Below are 18,642 nucleotides of genomic sequence, written 5' to 3' on the forward strand. Positions count from 1 at the left end.
CAGGCTCGCGGCGGGACACTTGCGAGGGGGCCGCTCAGCCGGTCGCTTCGCGGGCCGCGGCCTCCCGCTTCCTCCGGGCCTTGCGCTCCCGCCGCTCGGCCTCCTCGGGGCTCTCCTCGGTCAGCCGGTTGAGCTCGCCGCGGATGAAGTCGCGGGTGGCCAGCTCACCGATGGCCACCCGCAGTGCGGCCAGCTCGCGGGCCAGGTACTCGGTGTCGGCCCGCGTCTGCGCCGCCCGTGCCCGGTCCTCCTCGGCCTGCACCCGGTCGCGGTCGGCCTGCCGGTTCTGCGCCAGCAGGATCAGCGGCGCGGCGTAGGCGGCCTGGGTGGAGAAGGCCAGGTTGAGCAGGATGAACGGGTAGGGATCCCACTGCAGCCGGACGGCGAAGACGTTGAGCAGGATCCACACCACCACGACCACCGTCTGGACGGCGAGGAACCGGCCGGTGCCCAGAAACCGCGCGATCCCCTCGGCGAAGCGGCCGACGGCGTCGGGGTCCAGCCGCAGGAAGTCACCGAAGCCCCGGGCCCCCCTCGGGACGTCGAGCCGGCGCCCCTCAGCCACGGCGGGCCCGCTCCCGCCAGTTCTCGGGGAGCAGGTGGTCGAGGACGTCGTCCACGCTCACCGCGCCGACGAGTCGCCCCTGGGCGTCGACGACCGGGGCGGCGACCAGGTTGTAGGTGGCGAAGTACTGGGTCACCTCGGCCAGCGGGGCCTCCGGCCGCAGCGGCTCCAGGTCATCGAGCACCCCGCTGACCAGGGTGGACGGCGGTTCGCGCAGCAGGCCCTGGATGTGCGCGAGGCCCAGGTACCGGCCGGTGGGGGTGGCCGACGGCGGCCGGCAGACGTACACCTGGCTGGCCAGCGCGGGGCTCAGTGCCGGCTCGCGGACCCGGGCGAGGGCCTCGGCGATCGTGGCGTCCGGGGTGAGGATCACCGGCTCGCTGGTCATGATCCCGCCGGCGGTGTCCTCGGAGTACTTCAGCAGCTGGCGCACCGGCTCGGCCTCGTCGGGCTCCATGAGCTCCAGCAGCCGGTTGCGGTCGACGTTGGACAGCTCGGCCAGCAGGTCCGCGGCGTCGTCGGGGTCCATGACCTCGAGCACGTCGGCCGCCCGCCCCTCGTGGAGCGTGCCCAGGATGGTGATCTGGTCGGCCTCGGGCAGCTCGCCCAGCACGTCGGCCAGCCGTTCGTCGTCCAGCGCCTCGGCGACCTCGTGCCGCCGTTGGATCGGCAGGTCCTGCAGCGCGTGGGCGAGGTCGGCGGCGTTGAGCTCGCGGTAGGTGGCGATCAGCGTCTCGGCGCCCTGCCCGGTCTGCGGCAGCGCCAGCCCGGTCACCTCGTCCCAGTCGAGCTGGTTCAGCTGGCCCCGGCGGCCGAGCCGGCCCGGCTCCTGGACGGCGAGGCGGGAGAGCACCCAGTCGCCGGTGCGGGTCTGCTCGATGCCGGCGTCGACGACGGTGGCCGGCCGGCCGGACTCCGCGATGTGCACCCGGCGGTCGAGCAGCTCGCCGAGCACCAGCGTCTCCCCGCGCCGCTGCTCGAAGCGCTTGAGGTTCAGCGTGCCGGTGGAGAGCACGACCGAGCCCGGGTCCAGCGTGGTCACCCGGCCCATCGGCACGAAGATGCGGCGTCGGGCGACCACCTCGACGACCAGGCCCAGCACGCGCGGCGCCGCCGTCCCCACGCGCAGCGCCACCACCACGTCCCGGACCTTGCCGACGCGGTCGCCATTGGGGTCGAAGACGGGCAGCCCGGCGAGCCGGGAGACGTACGCCCTGGTCGCCGTCGTCACGGGTCCTCCTCGCTGGCGCTCGTCGGCCCCGTGCCGGGGTGCTGTGCCCGTGCGTGACCTCGCCAGCCCGGTCACCGAGCGCTGAGGCTACCGTCGGCCCGTGGCCGTCCCCGGTGAGCTGTACTACGAGGTCGTCGACGTCTTCGCGCCGCGCGCCTTCGCCGGCAACCCGCTGGCCGTGGTGTTCGACGCCGACGAGCTCACCACCGAGCAGTGCCAGGCGCTGGCCGGCGAGTTCCACCTGTCGGAGACGTCGTTCCTCTCGGCACCCACCGGGCCGGGCGCGAACCACCCGGGGTCGGCCGGCGGTCCGAGGGCCGACTACCGGGTGCGCATCTTCACCCCGTACGCGGAGCTGCCCTTCGCCGGGCACCCGAGCGTGGGCGCGGCGTCCGCGCTGGTCCGCGCCGGCCGGCTGCCCGCCGGCACGCTGCGCCAGGAGTGCGGCGCCGGGATCCTCGACGTGGTCGTCGACGACGACGGCGCGACGCTGTCCGGCGGCCGCCCCACCCTCGAGGACGGCCCCGACCCGGCCGCGCTCGCCGCAGCCCTGGGGCTCGCCGGGGCGGACGCCGTGGGGCTGCCCGCGCACGTCGCCGGCTGCGGCCTGCCCTTCGCCTTCCTCGCCGTCCGCCCCGAGGTGGTGGACGACGCGGCGCCGGTCCCCGCGCTGCTCGGCGAGCACGGCGTGGGGGAGGGCGTCTCGGTGCTCTCCTGGGACGGCGCGACCGCGACCGCCCGCGCCCGGGTGTTCGCCGCCGACCTGGCCTGGGGCGAGGACCCGGCGACCGGCTCCGCGGCGCTGGGCACCGGCGTCTGGCTCGTCGCCGCCGGCCTGCTCGCGCCGGAGGGGACGTCGTCCTACGTCGTGCACCAGGGCGAGGCGATGGGCCGGCCGTCGGTGCTGTCCTGCACGGTCACCGCCTCGGGGGGCCGCGCGGTCGCGGCCACGGTCCGCGGCGCGGTCGTGCCGGTTGCCCGCGGCCGCATCCGGGTCCCGTGACGTCGACGGACCCATGAAGGACCCCCCTGCGCCCCACCACTCGGAGGAGGACCCCGTCCTCCCCACCCTTAGCAGGCTCGGGGCGGGACCCGGGACGGGGCCGGGGACCCTGCAGGGGGGCCGCCCGGCCGGCGCCTGGGCGCTGCACCGGCCCGGGGGGCGGGACGTCGGGATCATGGCGGTCGCGGTCGTCGGCGTCTCGCTCTCGGCGCCGCTGACCACGATGCTGGCCGCGCCGATGCTGGCGCTGGCCTTCTGGCGCAACCTCGGCGGCGCGGCGGTCCTGCTGCCGGTGCTGCTGCTGCGCGAGCGGTCGGTGCTGGCCGGGCTGCGGCCGCGCGACCTGACCAGCTCCGTCGTCGCCGGCCTCTTCCTCGCCGCACACTTCGCCGCTTGGCTGCCCAGCCTCTCGATGACGACGGTCGCCGCCGCCACAGCGCTGGTCACCACCACCCCGATCTGGACGGCGCTGGTCGCGCGGGTCAGTGGCGTGCGGCTGCCCTCGGCGACGTGGGCGGGCCTGGTGCTCGCGGTCCTCGGCGTCGCCCTGATCGCGGGGGTCGACGTCACGGTGAGCCCGCGCGCGCTCGCCGGTGACGGGCTGGCGCTGCTCGGCGCCATCTGCGCCGGCGGCTACGTGCTGGCCGGGGCACGCGCCCGGCAGCGGCTCTCCACCTCGGCGTACGCGGTGGTCTGCTACTCGGTCTGCGCGGCGACCATCGCCGTCGCCGCCGTCCTGGTGGGGGACCCGCTCGTCGGCTTCTCCGCGCGGGACTGGGCGCTCATCGCGGCGATCACCGTGTGCGCCCAGCTGCTCGGGCACACGCTGTTCAACCTGGTGCTGTCCTCGGTCGGCCCGACGATGGTCAGCCTGGTGATCCTGCTCGAGGTGCCCGGCGCCCTGCTGTTCGCCCTCGTGCTGCTGCAGCAGGTGCCGCCGCTGCTGGCGCTGCCCGGGGTGGCGCTGGTGGTCGTCGGCGTCGGCCTGGTGGTCCGGGCCAGCCGCCCGGCGGGCCTGGCCGAGCCGGGCACCTGAGCGCGGTAGGAGCCCGTCGCTACCCTCCGGTGGCGAACCGACCCCGATCCAGCGGAGGCACCGTGGCCGAGCTCCGATCCCGCCGTTCCAACCTCGCCGTCCCCGGCAGCAACCCGCGCTTCCTGGAGAAGGCCAAGGGCCTGGGTGCCGACCAGGTGTTCCTCGACCTCGAGGACGCGTGCGCGCCGCTGGCCAAGCCCGGTGCCCGCAAGAACATCGTCGCGGCCCTGAACGAGGGCGGCTGGGGGGAGAAGATCCGCACCGTCCGGGTCAACGACTGGACGACGGAGTGGACCTTCACCGACGTGATCGAGGTCGTCGGCGGCGCCGGCGCGAACCTCGACTGCATCATGCTGCCGAAGGTCCAGGACGCCGCTCAGGTGCAGGCCCTCGACATGCTGCTCACGCAGGTCGAGAAGGCCAACGGCCTGGAGGTCGGCCGGATCGGCATCGAGGCGCAGATCGAGACCGCGCAGGGCCTGATCAACGTCAACCGGATCGCGTTCGCCAGCCCGCGGATCGAGACGATCATCTTCGGCCCGGCCGACTTCATGGCCAGCATCAACATGAAGTCGCTGGTGGTCGGCGCCCTGCACCCGGACTACGCCGGCGACCCGTTCCACTACATCCTCATGCAGATCCTCATGGCCGCCCGCGCCCGCGGCGTGCAGGCCATCGACGGGCCCTTCCTGCAGGTGCGCGACGTCGACGCCTTCCGCGAGGTCGCCAAGCGGTCGGCCGTCCTGGGGTTCGACGGCAAGTGGGTGCTGCACCCCGGCCAGGTCGACGCGGCGAACGAGATCTACTCCCCGTCCCAGGAGGACTACGACCACGCCGAGCTCATCCTCGACGCCTACGACTGGTCCACCTCGGAGGCCGGTGGCAAGAAGGGCTCGGCGATGCTCGGCGACGAGATGATCGACGAGGCCAGCCGCAAGATGGCACTGGTCATCGCCGGCAAGGGCCGCGCCGCCGGCATGCAGCGCACCTCGACCTTCACCCCGCCGGAGGGCTGAGCCCCCGCGTACGGACCCCTGCAGGGGCCCGCCGGCCTCGTCCCGGGGTCCCGCCCCGAGCCTGCGAGGGGCGGGGAGGACGGGGTCCTCTCAGGGGGCGAAGGCGCCCGAGGAGCCGGCCGCGGCCAGCGCGAGGATGAAGAACAGGAAGCCGAGCACGGCCAGCGCGGTGCCGATGCCGCCCACGATGATCCCGGCCAGCGCCAGGCCGTCGCCCTGCTCGCCGGTCTGCCGGATCTGCCGGCGGGCCACGATGCCGAGCACCAGCCCGACCGGGCTGAAGACGAACGCCATCACCAGCGACAGGATCGCCAGCGTGTTGGTCGGCCGCGGGTAGCCGTAGCCCGGCGGCGGCCAGTAGCCGGGCGGGCCGTAGGCGGGCTGGCCGTAGCCGGGCTGGCCGCCGTACCCGGGCGGCGGGCCGTACGCGGGCTGCCCGTAGGCGGGCTGGCCGCCGTACCCGGGCGGTGCGCCGTACCCGGGTCGGGGCCCCGAGCCCTGCTGACCGGCCGCGCCGGTCCCCTGGCCGGCGGCGGTGGAGCCCGGTGCGCCGTAGGAGGGCACCGGCGGGTGACCGGGCTGCCGCGAGGCCCCGCCGCCCGCGGACGGCGAGGGGTCGGGGGCGCCGCGGTGGGCGTCGTCCTGCGTCATCGTCGTCCTCCGGCGGTCGGGATCTGCTGGTGCGAACGCTAGACGCGTACGGCTCCCCTGAGTGAGCAGGCACACGCGGACGGCGTCCCGCGGTGCTCCATACTCACCGGTAACCCGGACACCGGAGTCCCCGGAGGAGCGACGCGATGACCCGTCTGGCGCAGACCGCCGACCTGACCGACGTCCAGCAGGAGATCCTGTCGACCGTCAGGACGTTCGTCGACAAGGAGATCATCCCGCACGCCCAGGAGCTCGAGCACGCCGACGAGTACCCGCAGGAGATCGTCGACGGGCTCAAGGAACTCGGCATCTTCGGGCTGATGATCCCCGAGGAGTACGGCGGGCTCGGGGAGTCGCTGCTGACCTACGCCCTGGTGGTCGAGGAGATCGCCCGCGGCTGGATGAGCGTCTCCGGCGTCATCAACACCCACTTCATCGTCGCCTACATGGTCCTCCAGCACGGCACGCAGGAGCAGAGGGACCGCTTCCTCCCGCGCATGGCCACCGGCGAGGTGCGCGGCGCGTTCTCGATGTCCGAGCCGGGGCTGGGCTCCGACGTCGCCGGCATCCGCACCCGGGCCCGGCGGGACGGGGACGGCTACGTCATCGACGGCCAGAAGATGTGGCTGACCAACGGCGGCAGCTCCACGCTGGTCGCCGCCCTGGTGCGCACCGACGAGGGCGCCGAGAAGGCGCACCAGAACCTGACCACCTTCCTGGTCGAGAAGCCGGCGGGCTTCGGCGAGGTCGTCCCCGGGCTCACCGTCCCCGGCAAGATCGACAAGATGGGCTACAAGGGCGTCGACACCACCGAGCTGGTGTTCGACGGCTTCCGGATCGGCGCGGACGCCGTCCTCGGCGGGGTACCGGGCAAGGGCTTCGCGCAGATGATGGACGGCGTCGAGGTCGGCCGGGTCAACGTCGCCGCGCGGGCCTGCGGCATCTCGATCCGCGCCTTCGAGCTGGCCATCGCCTACGCCCAGCAGCGGGAGACCTTCGGCAAGCCGATCGCCCAGCACCAGGCGATCGCCTTCCAGCTCGCCGAGATGGCGACCAAGGTCGAGGCAGCGCACGCGCTGATGGTCAAGGCCGCGCGGCTCAAGGACGCCGGCAAGCGCAACGACGTGGAGGCCGGCATGGCCAAGCTGCTGGCCAGCGAGTACTGCGCCGAGGTGACCACCCAGTCCTTCCGCATCCACGGCGGCTACGGCTACTCCAAGGAGTACGAGATCGAGCGGCTCATGCGCGAGGCGCCGTTCCTGCTCATCGGCGAGGGCACCAGCGAGATCCAGAAGACGATCATCAGCCGGGGTCTGCTCAAGGAGTACGCCCTCAAGCGCTGAACGAGGACCCCTGACGACCGCGGCCCCGGCGTCCTCGTGGAGAGGACGCCGGGGCCGCGGTGTGTCCGCCGAAGGCCCCCTGCAGGACGGAGGACCCCGTCCTCCCCGCCCTCCGCGAGCTCAGGCGGTGCCCTGGACGGGGCCGGGGCAGGGGTATTCCTCAGCCGGCGCTGTCCGCCGGCTCGTCGAAGGTGACCTCGACCTGCTGGACGCCGAGGGAGCGGGCCAGACCGGTCAGCATGTCGCGGGTGTTGACCTCCGCGCGCTCGCGCAGGTCGCTCGCCACGGCCGCGGTGGCCAGCCGGTCCTCCGCCAGCGCGTACAGCTCGCTGTCGTCGACCGGGTTGTCGCCGAGCGCGTCGCCGACCCGCTCGACCAGCCCGCGGTCGCGGTCGAGGACGCGGCTCTCGGCCGGGTCGATGCGCACCTCGCCCAGCCGCGGGGCGGGCAGCGCGATGCTGGCCGACGTGCCGTCGGGGGAGAGGGTGACCCGGCCGGCGTCCAGGCCCGCGAAGTCGACGTAGGCGTCGGCGGTGCCGGTGGCCAGGAAGCTGACCGACTCGCCGCTGATCACCGACGGCACGTACCGGGTGTCGACCTCCCGCTCCACGACGACCTGGAAGGTGCCGGTCGCGGCGTGGTACTCGGAGAGGTCCTCGAGAGCCAGCAGCAGCGGAGGAGTGCTGGTGTCGACGACGTCCTGACCCAGCGGCTGGTCGGGCAGCCAGTCGGCCACCTGCACGCCGACGGGCACGAGCACGGCCAGGCCGATCCCGGCCGCCACCAGCTTCGGGCGGAGGCGGCGCCGCCGGCGCGGACCCGGGTCGAGGGAGACGGGGCGGGACGACAGCAGCGTGGGCATGCTCGGCCTCTCGGGTCGGGGCGGGCGTGCGGTGCTCAGGTCGTGCGGTGCTCAGGTCGTGCAGCGACCGGCACCCGCCCACCATTCCCGACACGCCGGTCGTGCGGTACCACCCCGCCGGAGCGCGGCCGGCCGGTGTCGGCGAGGCTGCGGGCATGAGAGCCGTCGGGGTGACCGAGTTCGGTGGGCCGGAGGCCCTGCACGTCGTCGACGTCCCGCCCGAGCCGCTGGGGCCGGGTCAGGTGCGGCTGCAGGTGACCGCGGCGGCGGTCAGTCCCACCGACACCCACCTGCGCGAGGGCGCCTACGCCGGGCGCGACCCGGTGCAGGAGTTCCCGTACGTGCCCGGCATGGACGCCGCCGGGGTGCTCGCCGAGATCGGCCCCGACACCGACACCGACCTGCGGGTGGGCGACCGGGTGATGGCGGTCGTCGTCCCCTCCGGCGCACACGGGGCCTACCGGGAGGACCTGGTGCTGCCGGCCGCCTCGGTGACCCGCTCGCCCGAGGGCAGCACGGACGCCGAGGCCTCGACCCTGCCGATGAACGGCCTCACCGCGCGGCTGGCGCTGGACCTCATGGGGCTGCAGCCGGGCCAGGTGCTCGCGGTGACCGGCGCGGCCGGGGCCTTCGGTGGCTACGTCGTCCAGCTGGGGAAGGCCGACGGGCTGACCGTCGTCGCGGACGCCTCCGAGGCCGACGAGCAGCTCGTGCGCGACCTGGGCGCGGACGTCGTCGTCCGGCGGGGGGACGACGTCGCCGCGCGGATCCGCGAGCAGTTCCCGGACGGTGTCCACGGGCTGGCCGACGGCGCGGTGCAGGACGCGCTGGTGCTGCCCGCCGTGCGCGACGGCGGGGCGGTGGCGACCGTGCGCGGCTACCGCGGCACCGGCGAGCGCGGGCTGCGGGTGCACCCGACGCTGGTGCGGCGGGTGGCGCAGGACCGGGCGGCGCTGGACCGGCTGCGCCAGCAGGCCGAGGACGGCGTGCTGACCCTGCGCGTGGCCGGCACGCTGCCCGCCGAGCAGGCCGCCGAGGCCCACCGGCGGCTCGCGCGCGGCGGCGTCCGCGGACGGCTGGTGCTCACCTTCTGAGAGCGCGGTCCCGCGGTGGCGGGAGGTCGTCCTGTCCTGACAGGGTGAGGGCGGTCCCGGGCAGCGGAGCCCGGCCTGGTGCGGAGGTGCGGCAGATGGTGCACAGACTCGTCGTCAGCTACGGGCAGCCCGACGACCCGGCGGCGTTCGACGCCTACTACCGCGACACGCACACCCCGCTCGCCACGAAGATGCCCGGCCTGGTGCGGCTGACCACCGGTTCCCCGCAGGCGCTGGACCCGTCGCAGCCCGCGCCGTACCTGGTGGCGGAGCTGGACTTCGAGTCCGAGCAGGAGATGGGTGCCGCGTTCACGTCCGCGGAGGGGAAGGCGGCCGCCGAGGACGTGGCCAACTTCGCCACCGGCGGCGCGACCATGACGCACTACGAGGTGAACGAGGTGCACGCCGCCCGGTGAACGGCGCACAGGCACTCATCCGGACCCTCGTCGGCGCGGGGGTCGACGTCTGTTTCGCCAACCCCGGCACGTCGGAGATGCACTTCGTCGCGGCGCTCGACGACGTGCCCGAGATGCGCGGCGTCCTGACGCTGTTCGAGGGCGTCGCGACCGGCGCCGCCGACGGCTACGCGCGCATGGCCGGGAAGCCCGCGGCCACGCTGCTGCACCTGGGCCCGGGGCTGGCCAACGGCCTGGCCAACCTGCACAACGCCCGCCGCGGCCGCGCGCCGCTGGTGAACGTGGTCGGCGACCACGCCCGCTCGCACAAGCGGCTGGACGCGCCGCTGGAGTCCGACCTCGACGCCCTGGCCGGCGCGGTGTCGGGCTGGCTGCGCCGCTCGCTGTCGCCGGCCGACGTCGCCGCCGACGCCGCCGAGGCGGTCGCCGAGTCCGCCCGGCGCGGGATCGCCACCCTGGTGCTGCCCGCCGACGTGTCGTGGGAGGACGGCGCCGAGCCGGCTCCGCCGCAGCCGGTCCGCCCGGCTCCGCAGGTGGCGCCGTCGGTGGTGGACGACGTGGCCGCGGTGCTGGCCTCCGGCGAGCCGGCCGTGCTCTTCCTCGGCGGGGACGTCGTCGCCAGCGAGGAGGCCCTGCTGGCCGCCGGGCGGGTCGCCGCCGGCACCGGCGCGCGGCTGATGGCCGAGACGTTCTCGGCGCGGGCGGTGCGCGGCGCCGGCCTGCCCGACCTCCCGAAGCTGCCCTACCCGCCGGAGATGGCGATCGCCGCGCTGGCCGGCACCCGCCACCTGGTCCTGGCCGGCGCCACGTCGCCCGTGCACTTCTTCGGCTACCCGGACGTGCCCGGCACGCCGGTGCCGGCGGACTGCACCGTGCACGTGCTGTCCGCGCCGGGGGAGGACGGCGTCGCGGCGGTGCGGGCGCTGGCCGGGGTCGCCGCACCGGACGCACGCGCGGAGGTGCTGGAGGCCTCCCGGCCCGAGCTGCCGAGCGGCAAGCTGACGCCGCGGGCGATGTCGGCCGTCGTCGGGGCGCTGCTGCCGGAGCGGGCGGTCGTGGTCGACGAGGTGCTGACCTCCGGCGTCGGCCTGGCCGAGCTGACCGCCGGGGCCCCGCGGCACGACTGGCTGGCGCTGACCGGCGGCGCGATCGGCGACGGGCTGCCGATGGCCGTGGGCGCGGCGGTGGCCTGCCCGGACCGGCCGGTGCTCGCCCTGCAGGCCGACGGCAGCGCGATGTACACGATCCAGGCGCTGTGGACGATGGCCCGCGAGCAGCTCGACGTCACCGTCGTCGTCTGCGACAACGGCTCCTACGCGATCCTCGAGCACGAGCTGTCGCGGGTCGGTGCGGCCGAGGACGGCAAGCGCGCCGGCGAGCTGCTGCACCTGGGCGGGCCGTCGCTGGACTTCGTCGCGCTGGCCACCGGCATGGGCGTGCCCGCGACCCGTGCCACGACCGCGGAGGAGCTGGCCGAGCAGCTGCGGGCGGCGCTGGCCGCGCCCGGCCCCCACCTGGTCGACGCGGTGCTGCCCGGCCGCAGGTGAGATGCCCGCACGGGGTCCGGTCCGGCGCCTGGCCCGCACGGTGGCCGTCGTCGCCGTCGTCCTCGCCGTGCTGACCGGTCTCCTGTGGGGGCTGCAGCGGCGCCTGGTCTACCTGCCCGACGACGGCCCGGTCCCCGCGGCGGCCACGGTGCTGCCCGGTGCCCGGGACGTCGTCCTGGAGACCTCCGACGGCCTGCGCCTGGGGGCCTGGTTCGTGCCGGGCCGCGACGCGGCGGCACCCGCCGTGCTGGTGGCCAACGGCAACGGTGGGCACCGCGGGCTGCGGGTGCCGCTGGCCGCGGCGCTGGCCGGGCGGGGGCTGGCGGTGCTGCTGTTCGACTACCGGGGCTACGGCGGCAACCCCGGCAGTCCCAGCGAGGAGGGGCTGGCGCGGGACGTGCGCGCCGCCCGCACCCACCTGCTGGAGGAGGCCGGGGTGCCGCCGGACCGGCTGCTGTACCTCGGCGAGAGCCTGGGAGCCGCGGTCGTCACCGAGCTGGCGACCGAGCACCCGCCGGCCGGGCTGGTGCTGCGCTCGCCGTTCGTCGACCTCGCATCGGTCGGCGCCGAGCACTACCCGTTCCTGCCGGTGCGTGCGCTGCTGCGCGACCGGTACCCGGTGGCGGAGCGGGTGGCGACGATCCGGGTGCCGACCACGGTGGTGCTGGGGGACGCCGACTCGATCGTCCCGCCGGCGCAGAGCCGCACCGTCGCCGCGGCGGCGGTCGGTCTGCACCGGCTGGTGGAGGTTCCCGGCGCCGACCACAACGACCGCGTGCTGCTGGACGGCGACGCGCTCGTCGACGCGGTCGTGGAGCTGGCCGGCCGCTGACCGGGGTGGTCGCCGGTCTGCTCAGGCGGTCCCGCGGTAGAACGCGTACCGGCCGACCCAGCGGTGCACGTCGGACCCGGTCTCCACGACCTCGGCGAGGCCGGCCCGGCGGAGCAGGCCCGGGATGTCGTCGACGAGCAACTCCCGGGGGATCCGGTGGCGGTGCCCCCGGCCGTGGGCCGCGCCGTCCTCCCCGCCGGCGTCCACCAGGTGCAGCGCACCCCCGGGCCGCAGCACCCGGAGCGCCTCGCGCAGGGCCGCCTCGCGCTCGCCGGCCGGCAGGTGGTGGAGCATGAAGGAGGAGAGGACGACGTCCACGCTGTCGTCGGCGTAGGGCAGCTCGTCGGCGTATCCGCGGTCCAGCTGGACGGCCAGTCCGCGGCGGCGGGCCTTGCGATGGGCGCGCGCCAGTGCGGCGAGGTCGGGGTCGAGTCCGACGACGACCGCCTCGGGCTGGGCCCGCTTGGCCGCGAGCAGCAGGTTGCCGGTGCCGCAGCCGATCTCCAGCACGCGCTGGCCGGGCCGGAGGCCGGCCTGGTCGAGCAGTAGCCGATGGATGCGCCCGACACCGGCCAGCCGGGTGAACGGGTCGTAGAGGGGCAGCAGCCACTCCTGCCGCATCCCGGGGAGGAAGCTGCGCTCGCCGCCGGTCACCGCCGTCCGCGTGCCCGTGCTGCTGGTCGTGCCACTCATGCCGATCCCCTCCGTCGTGGACGATCCTCTGGCCGTCAGCGCTACCCTCGACCGCCACACGCGAGACGACAAGGGCGGGACATCGGTCGGGATGGGACCATCTTCCGGACCTCGGCGGCCCGTCGGCCGGCCGATGACCGGGCGCCGGGTCGACGGTGCGCCGGTCTACGGGTACGAGCGGGTCGCGGGACGGCCGCCGGTGACCGTCACCCGGCTCGAGGGGACCCACGGGCCCGTCCCGGACCGGCTGCGCGGGGCGCACGCGCACGACTTCCTCGTGCTGAGCCTGGTCGAGCGCGGCACCGGCCGGCTGTGCCTCGACGGCCGGTGGTGGGAGGTCACGACCGGCGACCTCTTCGTGGTCGCTCCGGGGGAGGTGGTGACCCCGGAGGTGAGCGGGTTCCCCGCCGAGGCGGCGGTGTGGTCGGCCTTCTTCCCGCCGGACGCGGTGGAGCGGCGCAGCCCGGGCTCGTTCGGGTCCTGGCGGGCCCACCCGCTGCTGTTCCCGTTCGTCGGCCACCGGGTCGGTGGTGTCCAGCGGCTGTCGGTGCCCGAGGCGGACCGGCCCGCGTGGTCCCGACGGTTCGCCGAGCTGGACCGCGAGCTGCAGGAGCGGCGAGAGGGCTACGCCGAGGCCGCGCTGGCCCAGCTGACCCTGCTGCTGGTGGAGCTGGCCCGGCTGGCGGCCGACGTCCCGGGACACCTGCGGCTGCGCGACGACCCGCTGCTGGCCGCGGTCTTCGACGTCATCGAGCGGCGGTACGCCGAGGCCATCTCGCTGCGCGAGGTCGCCGACGCGGTGGGGCTGTCGGCCGGGCACCTGACGACGGTGGTCGGCCGGCGCACGGGGCGGACGGTGCAGCAGTGGATCACCGAGCGGCGACTCGCCGAGGCCCGCCGGCTGCTCGCCGAGACCGACCTGACGGTGCAGGCGGTGGCCGGCCGGGTGGGTTACGCCGATGCGGGCTACCTGATCCGGCGGTTCCGCGCCGCGCACGGCGTCCCGCCGCAGGAGTGGCGCCGGGCGGGCCGCTCGCGCTGACGGGCTGCGGGACCGCTGACACCGCCGGTCGGTGGCCGCAGCCGCACAGCGGGGTGCGGAACGCGGGAGTTCCGCGACGGGCGTCGTCCGCCCGTCCGCCGGGTCCTGCCCGGAGGTGTGGCCTCCGCGGCCGACGAGCCGGCGGCGGGCGGGCACGACGCCTCCGGGCACGACGCCTCCGGGCACGACGGCCGCCACGACCGACCTCGCACCGGGGGACCGGGGACCCCGGTCCCCTGGCGGTGCCCGCTGCGCCCGGCGAGCATGGGGCCCTCGACGACACACGGAGGCCCGGGATGGACGCCGCAGCGCTGCGGGACCTGCAGGCACCGCTCAAGCAGCAGTACCGCGACGACCCGGCGTCGGCCTGCGTGAGCATGCACGCCGAGGCCGCCTTCGCCGATCCGGGCGTCACCTGCACCGTGCAGACGTGGGCCGGCCCCGCCCGTGCCGGACTGCACACCTCGACCGGTGGCGACGGCAGCGACGCCTGCTCGGGGGACATGCTGCTGCAGGCGCTGCTGGCGTGCGCGGGGGTGACGATGCGCAGCGTGGCGACGGCGATGGGCGTGGAGATCCGCTCGGCCCGGCTGAGCGCTCGCGGCGAGATGGACGCGCGCGGGACGCTCGGTGTCTCCAAGGAGACGCCGGTCGGGATGGGCACGATCACCGTGGACGCCGAGCTCGACACCGACGCCGACGACGCCACCCTCGACCGGCTGGCGCAGCTGACCGAGCGCTACTGCGTGGTCGCCCGGACCCTGGCGCAGCCGCCGCACCTGACGGTCCGCCGCGCCTGACCCGGCGGCCGTGTGGGTGGGCCGCGCGTCCGCACTCCCCGCCCACCATGCGGGGCAGAGGCGACGGCCGGCGATGAGACGACGTTCCGGTCGGGCGGGCGCAGCCGGCCGGGACGTCCAGGTGGTGGTCCGTCGCCCCTAACGGTCGGAGGCCGGTCGGTACCCACGGACCTGGCCGACCTCGGCGAGCTTCGGATAGGCCGCCGGGTCCCTGCCGGCCCCGGCGGGGAACTCGAACAGGTCGACCATCAGCACCAGCGGGTAGGCGAGGCCCTGCGGGACCACCCGGACGAGCTCGTCGTCGACGTAGAACCGCGTCTCACCGGCGTCCCACGCCACGGCGTAGGAGTGCCAGTCCGTGGCGTCGAGATCGAGGGCGACGTCGGCCATGTCCGTCTCGAGCCGGGGGTCGTGGTGGGCCTTGACGCCCAGGCGCACCGTCGAGCCGCCCGGGCCGACGGCGTGGCCGTACAGCTCGGCGATGCAGATCTCGCCGGCCTGGTCCGGCGCGGCCTCCTCCAGGCCCACGAGCCACACCGCGAGCATGCAGGTCGGGTCGGAGGTGGCCCGCAGCCGCGCCTCGACCAGCCCGCTGCTCGGCGTGTACAGCCGACGGGTGGGGGCGGCGGTCGCGACCCGGAGGTCGGGTCGGTGACGGTGGGTCCCGCGGTCGGACCCCACCCCGCCGGAGAACGACCCGGTCTGGAGGTTCGACACCCGCAGCTCGCCGTCGTCGGAGCGCCACGCGGGCTGGTCGGCGTCGATCCGGAGCCGGAGCACCCCGGGGAGCAGGTCGTACCGGGCCGCCGACCGGTCGGGGGTCGTCCAGTGCGGCAGGTAGCGGGTCATCCACCGGCGCGGGTCGACCTCCGCGCCGGTGAAGTCCTCGGCGAACTCCAGGTCGTACCCGGAGCGGTCCAGCCGACCGGGGCCCGCGGTCGGCGGGGTCACCTGGCCGGCGGGGCGTCGTCGAGCCACGCGCGTGCCAGCCGCCGGGGCGCCCGGGCCAGCCATGCCTCCGTCACCAGCTCCTCGAGCTCGCCGGGGTCGATGCGGTCGAGTCGGGCGAGCACGATCGGGTGGCCGTCGAAGTGCGGCGTCGTCAGGTAGGTGCCGGGGTCGTCGGTCAGGAGCGCCTCCTTCGCGCCGAGGTCGGGCACCCACGCGCCCAGCGGCGGCGCGTCCGGTGCCCGGTCGCCCAGGTGGGCGAGGTCGGCCCTGCGCAGTGGCCGCTCCCAGACGAACAGCCGATCGCGCACCCGCCACTCGGGATGACCACGCGATGTCCGCTCGCCGACCTCGGGGAGGGCGAGGGCGAGGGCGCGGACGTCCTCCCAGCCGGGCACGCCGGCAGGCTAGCCCGACGCGGCCGCCCCGGGGCCCGTCCTCGCCCTCGCCGTCCGCGAGGTTCCCGCTGGGTCCGCTGGTCGCGATCCGGAGCACTCCTCGACGGCGGTGGTGGCCCCCAGCAGGCACACTCGTCGTGGTCCGGCCCGTAGCCAGCGTCGGCCGGAGCCACAGGGGTGCGGCGCCCCGGCTCCCCCACAGGGGTGACCGGGCGAGCAGGGTCGTACAGCGGGAGCCGGCGCTGGTCGATGCGGTCCGCGACAGCATCGACGAGCGAGGCGGTGGCGGGGTGAGCGCAGGGTCGTCCCAGCGGGCAGGCCGGCGCGGACCGGCGTCCGGGGGCCGGCTGGCGCTGGTCGCCGTCGTGCTGACGGCCCACGCCGCCGTGTACGGGACCGGAGCGGCCGACGCCCTCTACCTCGGGGTGATGGCGGCGGCCGCGGGAGCAGCCTCGTGGGGCGCGCTGCGGCAGGGGCGGCGGTCGGCCGCCGCGCTGGTCGCGCTCGGCGTGACCCTCACCACCGTCGGCGACGTGGTGTGGTTCGGCTACAGCTGGACCGGTTCGGTCCCCGACATCTCCGTGGCCGACGTCGCCTACCTGGGTGGCTACCTCGCGCTGGCCCTCGGCCTGTGGCGGATGGCCAACACCCGCGGCCGCTCGCGGGGACAGCAGGTCGACGGCTGGCTCGACGGGGCCGGCGTGTTCGTCGCGATGCTCCTGGTCGTCTGGCAGCTGTCGGTCGCCGGCACGGTCGGCGACGGCTCCCTGCCGGTGCTCACCCGCGTCGTCTGGGCGCTCTACCCGGCGCTGGACGCCGCCTTCATCGGCCTGGTGTTCCGGCTGGTCGTCACCCGCTCCCGCGGCGAGCGTGCGCCGCTCGCGGTCGCCGCCGGCGCCGCCTGTTGGTTCGGCTCCGACCTGGGCTTCCTGCTCGTGGCCGACCCCGAGGTCTCCAGCGTCTGGTTCGACACCGGCTGGCTGCTCGGCGCGCTGCTGCTGGCCGCCGCTGCCGGCCACCGCGGCCGGCCGGAGCGCGCTGCGGCCGAGCCGGTCGACGCCGTCCCCTCGCTGGCCCGGCTGGCGGTCAGCCTCGGCGCCCTGCTCGTGCCCGCCGGGCTCGAGGTCGTCCGCGGGGTGACCGGCACCGGGGGGGCGCCGATGACCGTCTTCGGCGGCACCCTCGTGCTCGCCCTGCTGGTCTTCGTGCGGGTCGCCCGCGTGCTGCGCGCCGAGGCCGCCGCTCGGGCGCTGGTCCGCTCGCAGCAGCGCTACAGCGCCGCCCTGGCACGGCACTCCTCGGACGCGGTCGCGGTCTTCTCCGTGCACGGCCACCTGCTCAGCCACCCGGCCTCGATGCGCAGCGTCCTCGGCGTGGAGGCCGGGGAGGAGTTCACCTCCGGCGACCTCGTGCGGCTGTCCGGCGTCGACCGGGCACAGGCCCGGCGCGTGTTCGGCGAGGCGCTGTCGGCCGGCGGCGCGGTCGTGGACGCCGAGCTCCCGTGCCGGCGCGACGACGGCGTGCAGCGGTGGATCGGCGTGCGGCTGGCCGACCTGAGCACCGACCCGGACGTCGGCGGCGTCGTCGTCCACATCACCGACATCACCGACCGCAAGCGCGCGGAGGAGGCGCTGACCCACCAGGCCTTCCACGACGCCCTCACCGGCCTGGCCAACCGGGCGCTCTTCTCCGACCGCGTCGGCCAGGCCCTGCGCCGCCGTGACCGCGGGGACGCCTCGGCGGCGGTCGTCTTCATCGACCTCGACGGCTTCAAGGCGGTCAACGACACCCTCGGCCACCAGGCCGGCGACGCGTTGCTGCGGGAGGTGGCCGAGCGGCTCCGGTCGGCGGTCCGCACGGGGGACACCGTCGCCCGGCTCGGCGGGGACGAGTTCGCCATCCTGGTCGAGTGCTCCGGCGACGGCGCGGACGCGGCCCGCACGACGGCCCACCGCGTGCTCGACGTCCTCGCTCACCCGGTGGAGCTGGCCGGCCAGCGGGTCACCGTCAGCGGCAGTGTCGGCATCGCCCTGGCGGGGGAGGACGCCACCGGGGAGTCGCTCGTCCAGGAGGCCGACATCGCCATGTACGCGGCGAAGGTCTCCGGCCGGGGCCGCCTGGTGGTCTTCGACCCGGACATGCGCGCAGCTGCCGTCGAGCAGCGCCGGCTCGAGCAGGAGCTGGCCGGCGCGCTCGCCGCTGACCAGTTCCGGTTGGTCTACCAGCCCGTCGTCGACCTGGCCGACCAGCGGGTGCTCGGCTTCGAGGCGCTGCTGCGCTGGCAGTCGCCCACCCTCGGCGCCGTGCCGCCCAACCGCTTCGTCCCCGTCGCCGAGGACCTCGGCCTCATCGGTGAGATCGGCGCCTGGGTGCTGCGCGAGGCCTGCCGGACGGCGGCCACCTGGCGACGCGAACACCCTGCGGCCGCGGACACGACGATGTCGGTCAACGTCTCGGCGGTGCAGCTGGCCTCGCCCGAGCTGTTCGACCACGTCCGGACGGCGCTGGCCGCGAGCGGCCTGCCGGCGTCGGCCCTCGTCCTGGAGGTCACCGAGACCGCACTCGTGAGCGATCCCGAGCGCGCCGCCGAGTCCCTGTCCGCGCTGCGGGCCCTCGGCGTACGGCTCGCGCTCGACGACTTCGGCACCGGCTACTCGTCCTTCGGCTACCTGCGGCAGTTCACGGTCGACGTCCTGAAGATCGACCGGTCCTTCGTCGCCACGATCACCGGCGACGGCGGGCTGCCCCCGATCGTCCGCGGCCTGGTGGACCTCGGTCGAGCCCTGGACCTCGAGGTCGTGGCCGAGGGTGTGGAGTCGGAGGCCCAGCGCGCCCGGCTGCTCGACGGCCGCTGCATCAGCGGGCAGGGTTTCCTCTTCGCCGCGCCGCTGGAGGCCACGGACGCCGAGCTGCTGCTGCTGGGCCAGCGCCCGGGCGCTCCCGCTGCCGAGCTGCCCCGCACCTGATCGGGCGTCGGCCCGCCGAGTTGCGCTGTACTTCCGCGGCGTGTCCTGAACGCGCCCGGAACCGCCGGGTGAGATGGCTCGGGTCGGCGAAGCCGTAGGCGCGGGCGGCGCCGTGATCGATCACCGCCGCTGGCGTCGGGTGACACCCGACCGGGTGGGGCCGCGCGTCCGCTGTCCACAGATCGTGGTGACCGGCGCC

At 75.6% G+C, this 18,642-nt stretch carries 18 protein-coding genes; 11 read left to right on the top strand and 7 right to left on the bottom strand.

Annotated features, from left to right (window positions below; translation table 11 throughout):
- Positions 1-34: 34 nt before the first annotated feature.
- Both ACWIX3_RS09320 and ACWIX3_RS09325 read right to left on the bottom strand, forming a co-directional pair.
- Positions 35-565 (bottom strand): DUF1003 domain-containing protein, encoded by a 531-nt coding sequence (locus tag ACWIX3_RS09320; protein WP_448611793.1) that lies wholly within the window; start codon positions 563-565, stop codon positions 35-37.
- Entirely contained in the window at positions 558-1,796 is a 1,239-nt protein-coding gene (locus ACWIX3_RS09325; RefSeq protein ID WP_448611794.1) for a magnesium transporter MgtE N-terminal domain-containing protein, read from the bottom strand. Before ACWIX3_RS09325 ends, ACWIX3_RS09320 begins: the two co-directional genes overlap by 8 nt.
- A 100-nt stretch (positions 1,797-1,896) precedes the next feature.
- Between ACWIX3_RS09325 and ACWIX3_RS09330 the strand changes: the two genes are divergently transcribed.
- The 3 genes from ACWIX3_RS09330 (at position 1,897) to ACWIX3_RS09340 (ending at position 4,851) form a co-directional block, all read left to right on the top strand.
- Positions 1,897-2,799, top strand: a complete 903-nt coding sequence (locus tag ACWIX3_RS09330; protein WP_448611795.1) for a PhzF family phenazine biosynthesis protein — start codon at positions 1,897-1,899, stop codon at positions 2,797-2,799.
- Positions 2,800-2,974: 175 nt separating this feature from the next.
- Positions 2,975-3,835 carry a DMT family transporter gene (locus ACWIX3_RS09335; RefSeq protein WP_448611796.1) on the top strand — a complete coding sequence of 287 codons (861 nt, stop codon included), beginning with the start codon at positions 2,975-2,977 and terminating at the stop codon, positions 3,833-3,835.
- A 62-nt stretch (positions 3,836-3,897) separates the two neighbouring features.
- Positions 3,898-4,851 carry an HpcH/HpaI aldolase/citrate lyase family protein gene (locus ACWIX3_RS09340; protein WP_448611797.1) on the top strand — a complete coding sequence of 318 codons (954 nt, stop codon included), beginning with the start codon at positions 3,898-3,900 and terminating at the stop codon, positions 4,849-4,851.
- A 90-nt stretch (positions 4,852-4,941) separates the two neighbouring features.
- Here the strand turns inward: ACWIX3_RS09340 and ACWIX3_RS09345 are convergent, their stop codons facing one another.
- Positions 4,942-5,502, bottom strand: a complete 561-nt coding sequence (locus ACWIX3_RS09345; RefSeq protein ID WP_448611798.1) for a DUF4190 domain-containing protein — start codon at positions 5,500-5,502, stop codon at positions 4,942-4,944.
- Between the two features lie 146 nt (positions 5,503-5,648).
- Here ACWIX3_RS09345 and ACWIX3_RS09350 point away from each other — a divergent pair, with 146 nt between their 5' ends.
- Positions 5,649-6,845, top strand: a complete 1,197-nt coding sequence (locus ACWIX3_RS09350; RefSeq protein WP_448611799.1) for an acyl-CoA dehydrogenase family protein — start codon at positions 5,649-5,651, stop codon at positions 6,843-6,845.
- Between the two features lie 160 nt (positions 6,846-7,005).
- Here ACWIX3_RS09350 and ACWIX3_RS09355 read toward each other — a convergent pair whose 3' ends face one another.
- On the bottom strand, positions 7,006-7,707 hold the full coding sequence (locus ACWIX3_RS09355) for a DUF4230 domain-containing protein (RefSeq protein WP_448611800.1): 702 nt from the start codon (positions 7,705-7,707) through the stop codon (positions 7,006-7,008).
- 155 nt (positions 7,708-7,862) lie between these two features.
- Between ACWIX3_RS09355 and ACWIX3_RS09360 the strand changes: the two genes are divergently transcribed.
- The 4 genes from ACWIX3_RS09360 to ACWIX3_RS09375 all read left to right on the top strand — a co-directional run bounded on the left by ACWIX3_RS09360 (position 7,863) and on the right by ACWIX3_RS09375 (position 11,596).
- Positions 7,863-8,801, top strand: coding sequence for an NADP-dependent oxidoreductase (locus ACWIX3_RS09360; RefSeq protein ID WP_448611801.1), 939 nt, complete (start codon positions 7,863-7,865; stop codon positions 8,799-8,801).
- Between the two features lie 95 nt (positions 8,802-8,896).
- The gene (locus tag ACWIX3_RS09365; protein ID WP_448611802.1) at positions 8,897-9,217 is read left to right on the top strand and encodes an EthD family reductase; all 321 of its coding nucleotides are present in this window, start codon (positions 8,897-8,899) and stop codon (positions 9,215-9,217) included.
- A complete protein-coding gene (locus tag ACWIX3_RS09370; protein WP_448611803.1) occupies positions 9,214-10,764 on the top strand; it encodes an acetolactate synthase large subunit in 1,551 nt (516 codons plus the stop codon). The genes ACWIX3_RS09365 and ACWIX3_RS09370 overlap by 4 nt, the downstream gene beginning before the upstream one ends.
- 1 nt (position 10,765) lies before the next feature.
- Entirely contained in the window at positions 10,766-11,596 is an 831-nt protein-coding gene (locus ACWIX3_RS09375) for an alpha/beta hydrolase (protein ID WP_448611804.1), read from the top strand.
- 21 nt (positions 11,597-11,617) lie between these two features.
- Here the strand turns inward: ACWIX3_RS09375 and ACWIX3_RS09380 are convergent, their stop codons facing one another.
- Positions 11,618-12,289, bottom strand: a complete 672-nt coding sequence (locus ACWIX3_RS09380; RefSeq protein ID WP_448611805.1) for a class I SAM-dependent methyltransferase — start codon at positions 12,287-12,289, stop codon at positions 11,618-11,620.
- Between the two features lie 133 nt (positions 12,290-12,422).
- Here ACWIX3_RS09380 and ACWIX3_RS09385 point away from each other — a divergent pair, with 133 nt between their 5' ends.
- A complete protein-coding gene (locus tag ACWIX3_RS09385; protein WP_448611806.1) occupies positions 12,423-13,331 on the top strand; it encodes a helix-turn-helix domain-containing protein in 909 nt (302 codons plus the stop codon).
- 296 nt (positions 13,332-13,627) lie between these two features.
- Complete coding sequence (locus tag ACWIX3_RS09390) at positions 13,628-14,131, top strand: OsmC family protein (RefSeq protein ID WP_448611807.1); 504 nt, start codon at positions 13,628-13,630, stop codon at positions 14,129-14,131.
- A 138-nt stretch (positions 14,132-14,269) separates the two neighbouring features.
- Here the strand turns inward: ACWIX3_RS09390 and ACWIX3_RS09395 are convergent, their stop codons facing one another.
- Both ACWIX3_RS09395 and ACWIX3_RS09400 read right to left on the bottom strand, forming a co-directional pair.
- Entirely contained in the window at positions 14,270-15,082 is an 813-nt protein-coding gene (locus ACWIX3_RS09395; RefSeq protein ID WP_448611808.1) for a glycoside hydrolase family 16 protein, read from the bottom strand.
- Positions 15,079-15,477, bottom strand: coding sequence for an MmcQ/YjbR family DNA-binding protein (locus ACWIX3_RS09400; RefSeq protein ID WP_448611809.1), 399 nt, complete (start codon positions 15,475-15,477; stop codon positions 15,079-15,081). The genes ACWIX3_RS09395 and ACWIX3_RS09400 overlap by 4 nt, the downstream gene beginning before the upstream one ends.
- Before the next feature lie 290 nt (positions 15,478-15,767).
- Here ACWIX3_RS09400 and ACWIX3_RS09405 point away from each other — a divergent pair, with 290 nt between their 5' ends.
- Complete coding sequence (locus tag ACWIX3_RS09405; RefSeq protein WP_448611810.1) at positions 15,768-18,443, top strand: putative bifunctional diguanylate cyclase/phosphodiesterase; 2,676 nt, start codon at positions 15,768-15,770, stop codon at positions 18,441-18,443.
- Positions 18,444-18,642: the final 199 nt, after the last annotated feature.

The sequence above is a fragment of the Geodermatophilus sp. URMC 60 genome (assembly GCF_053502585.1).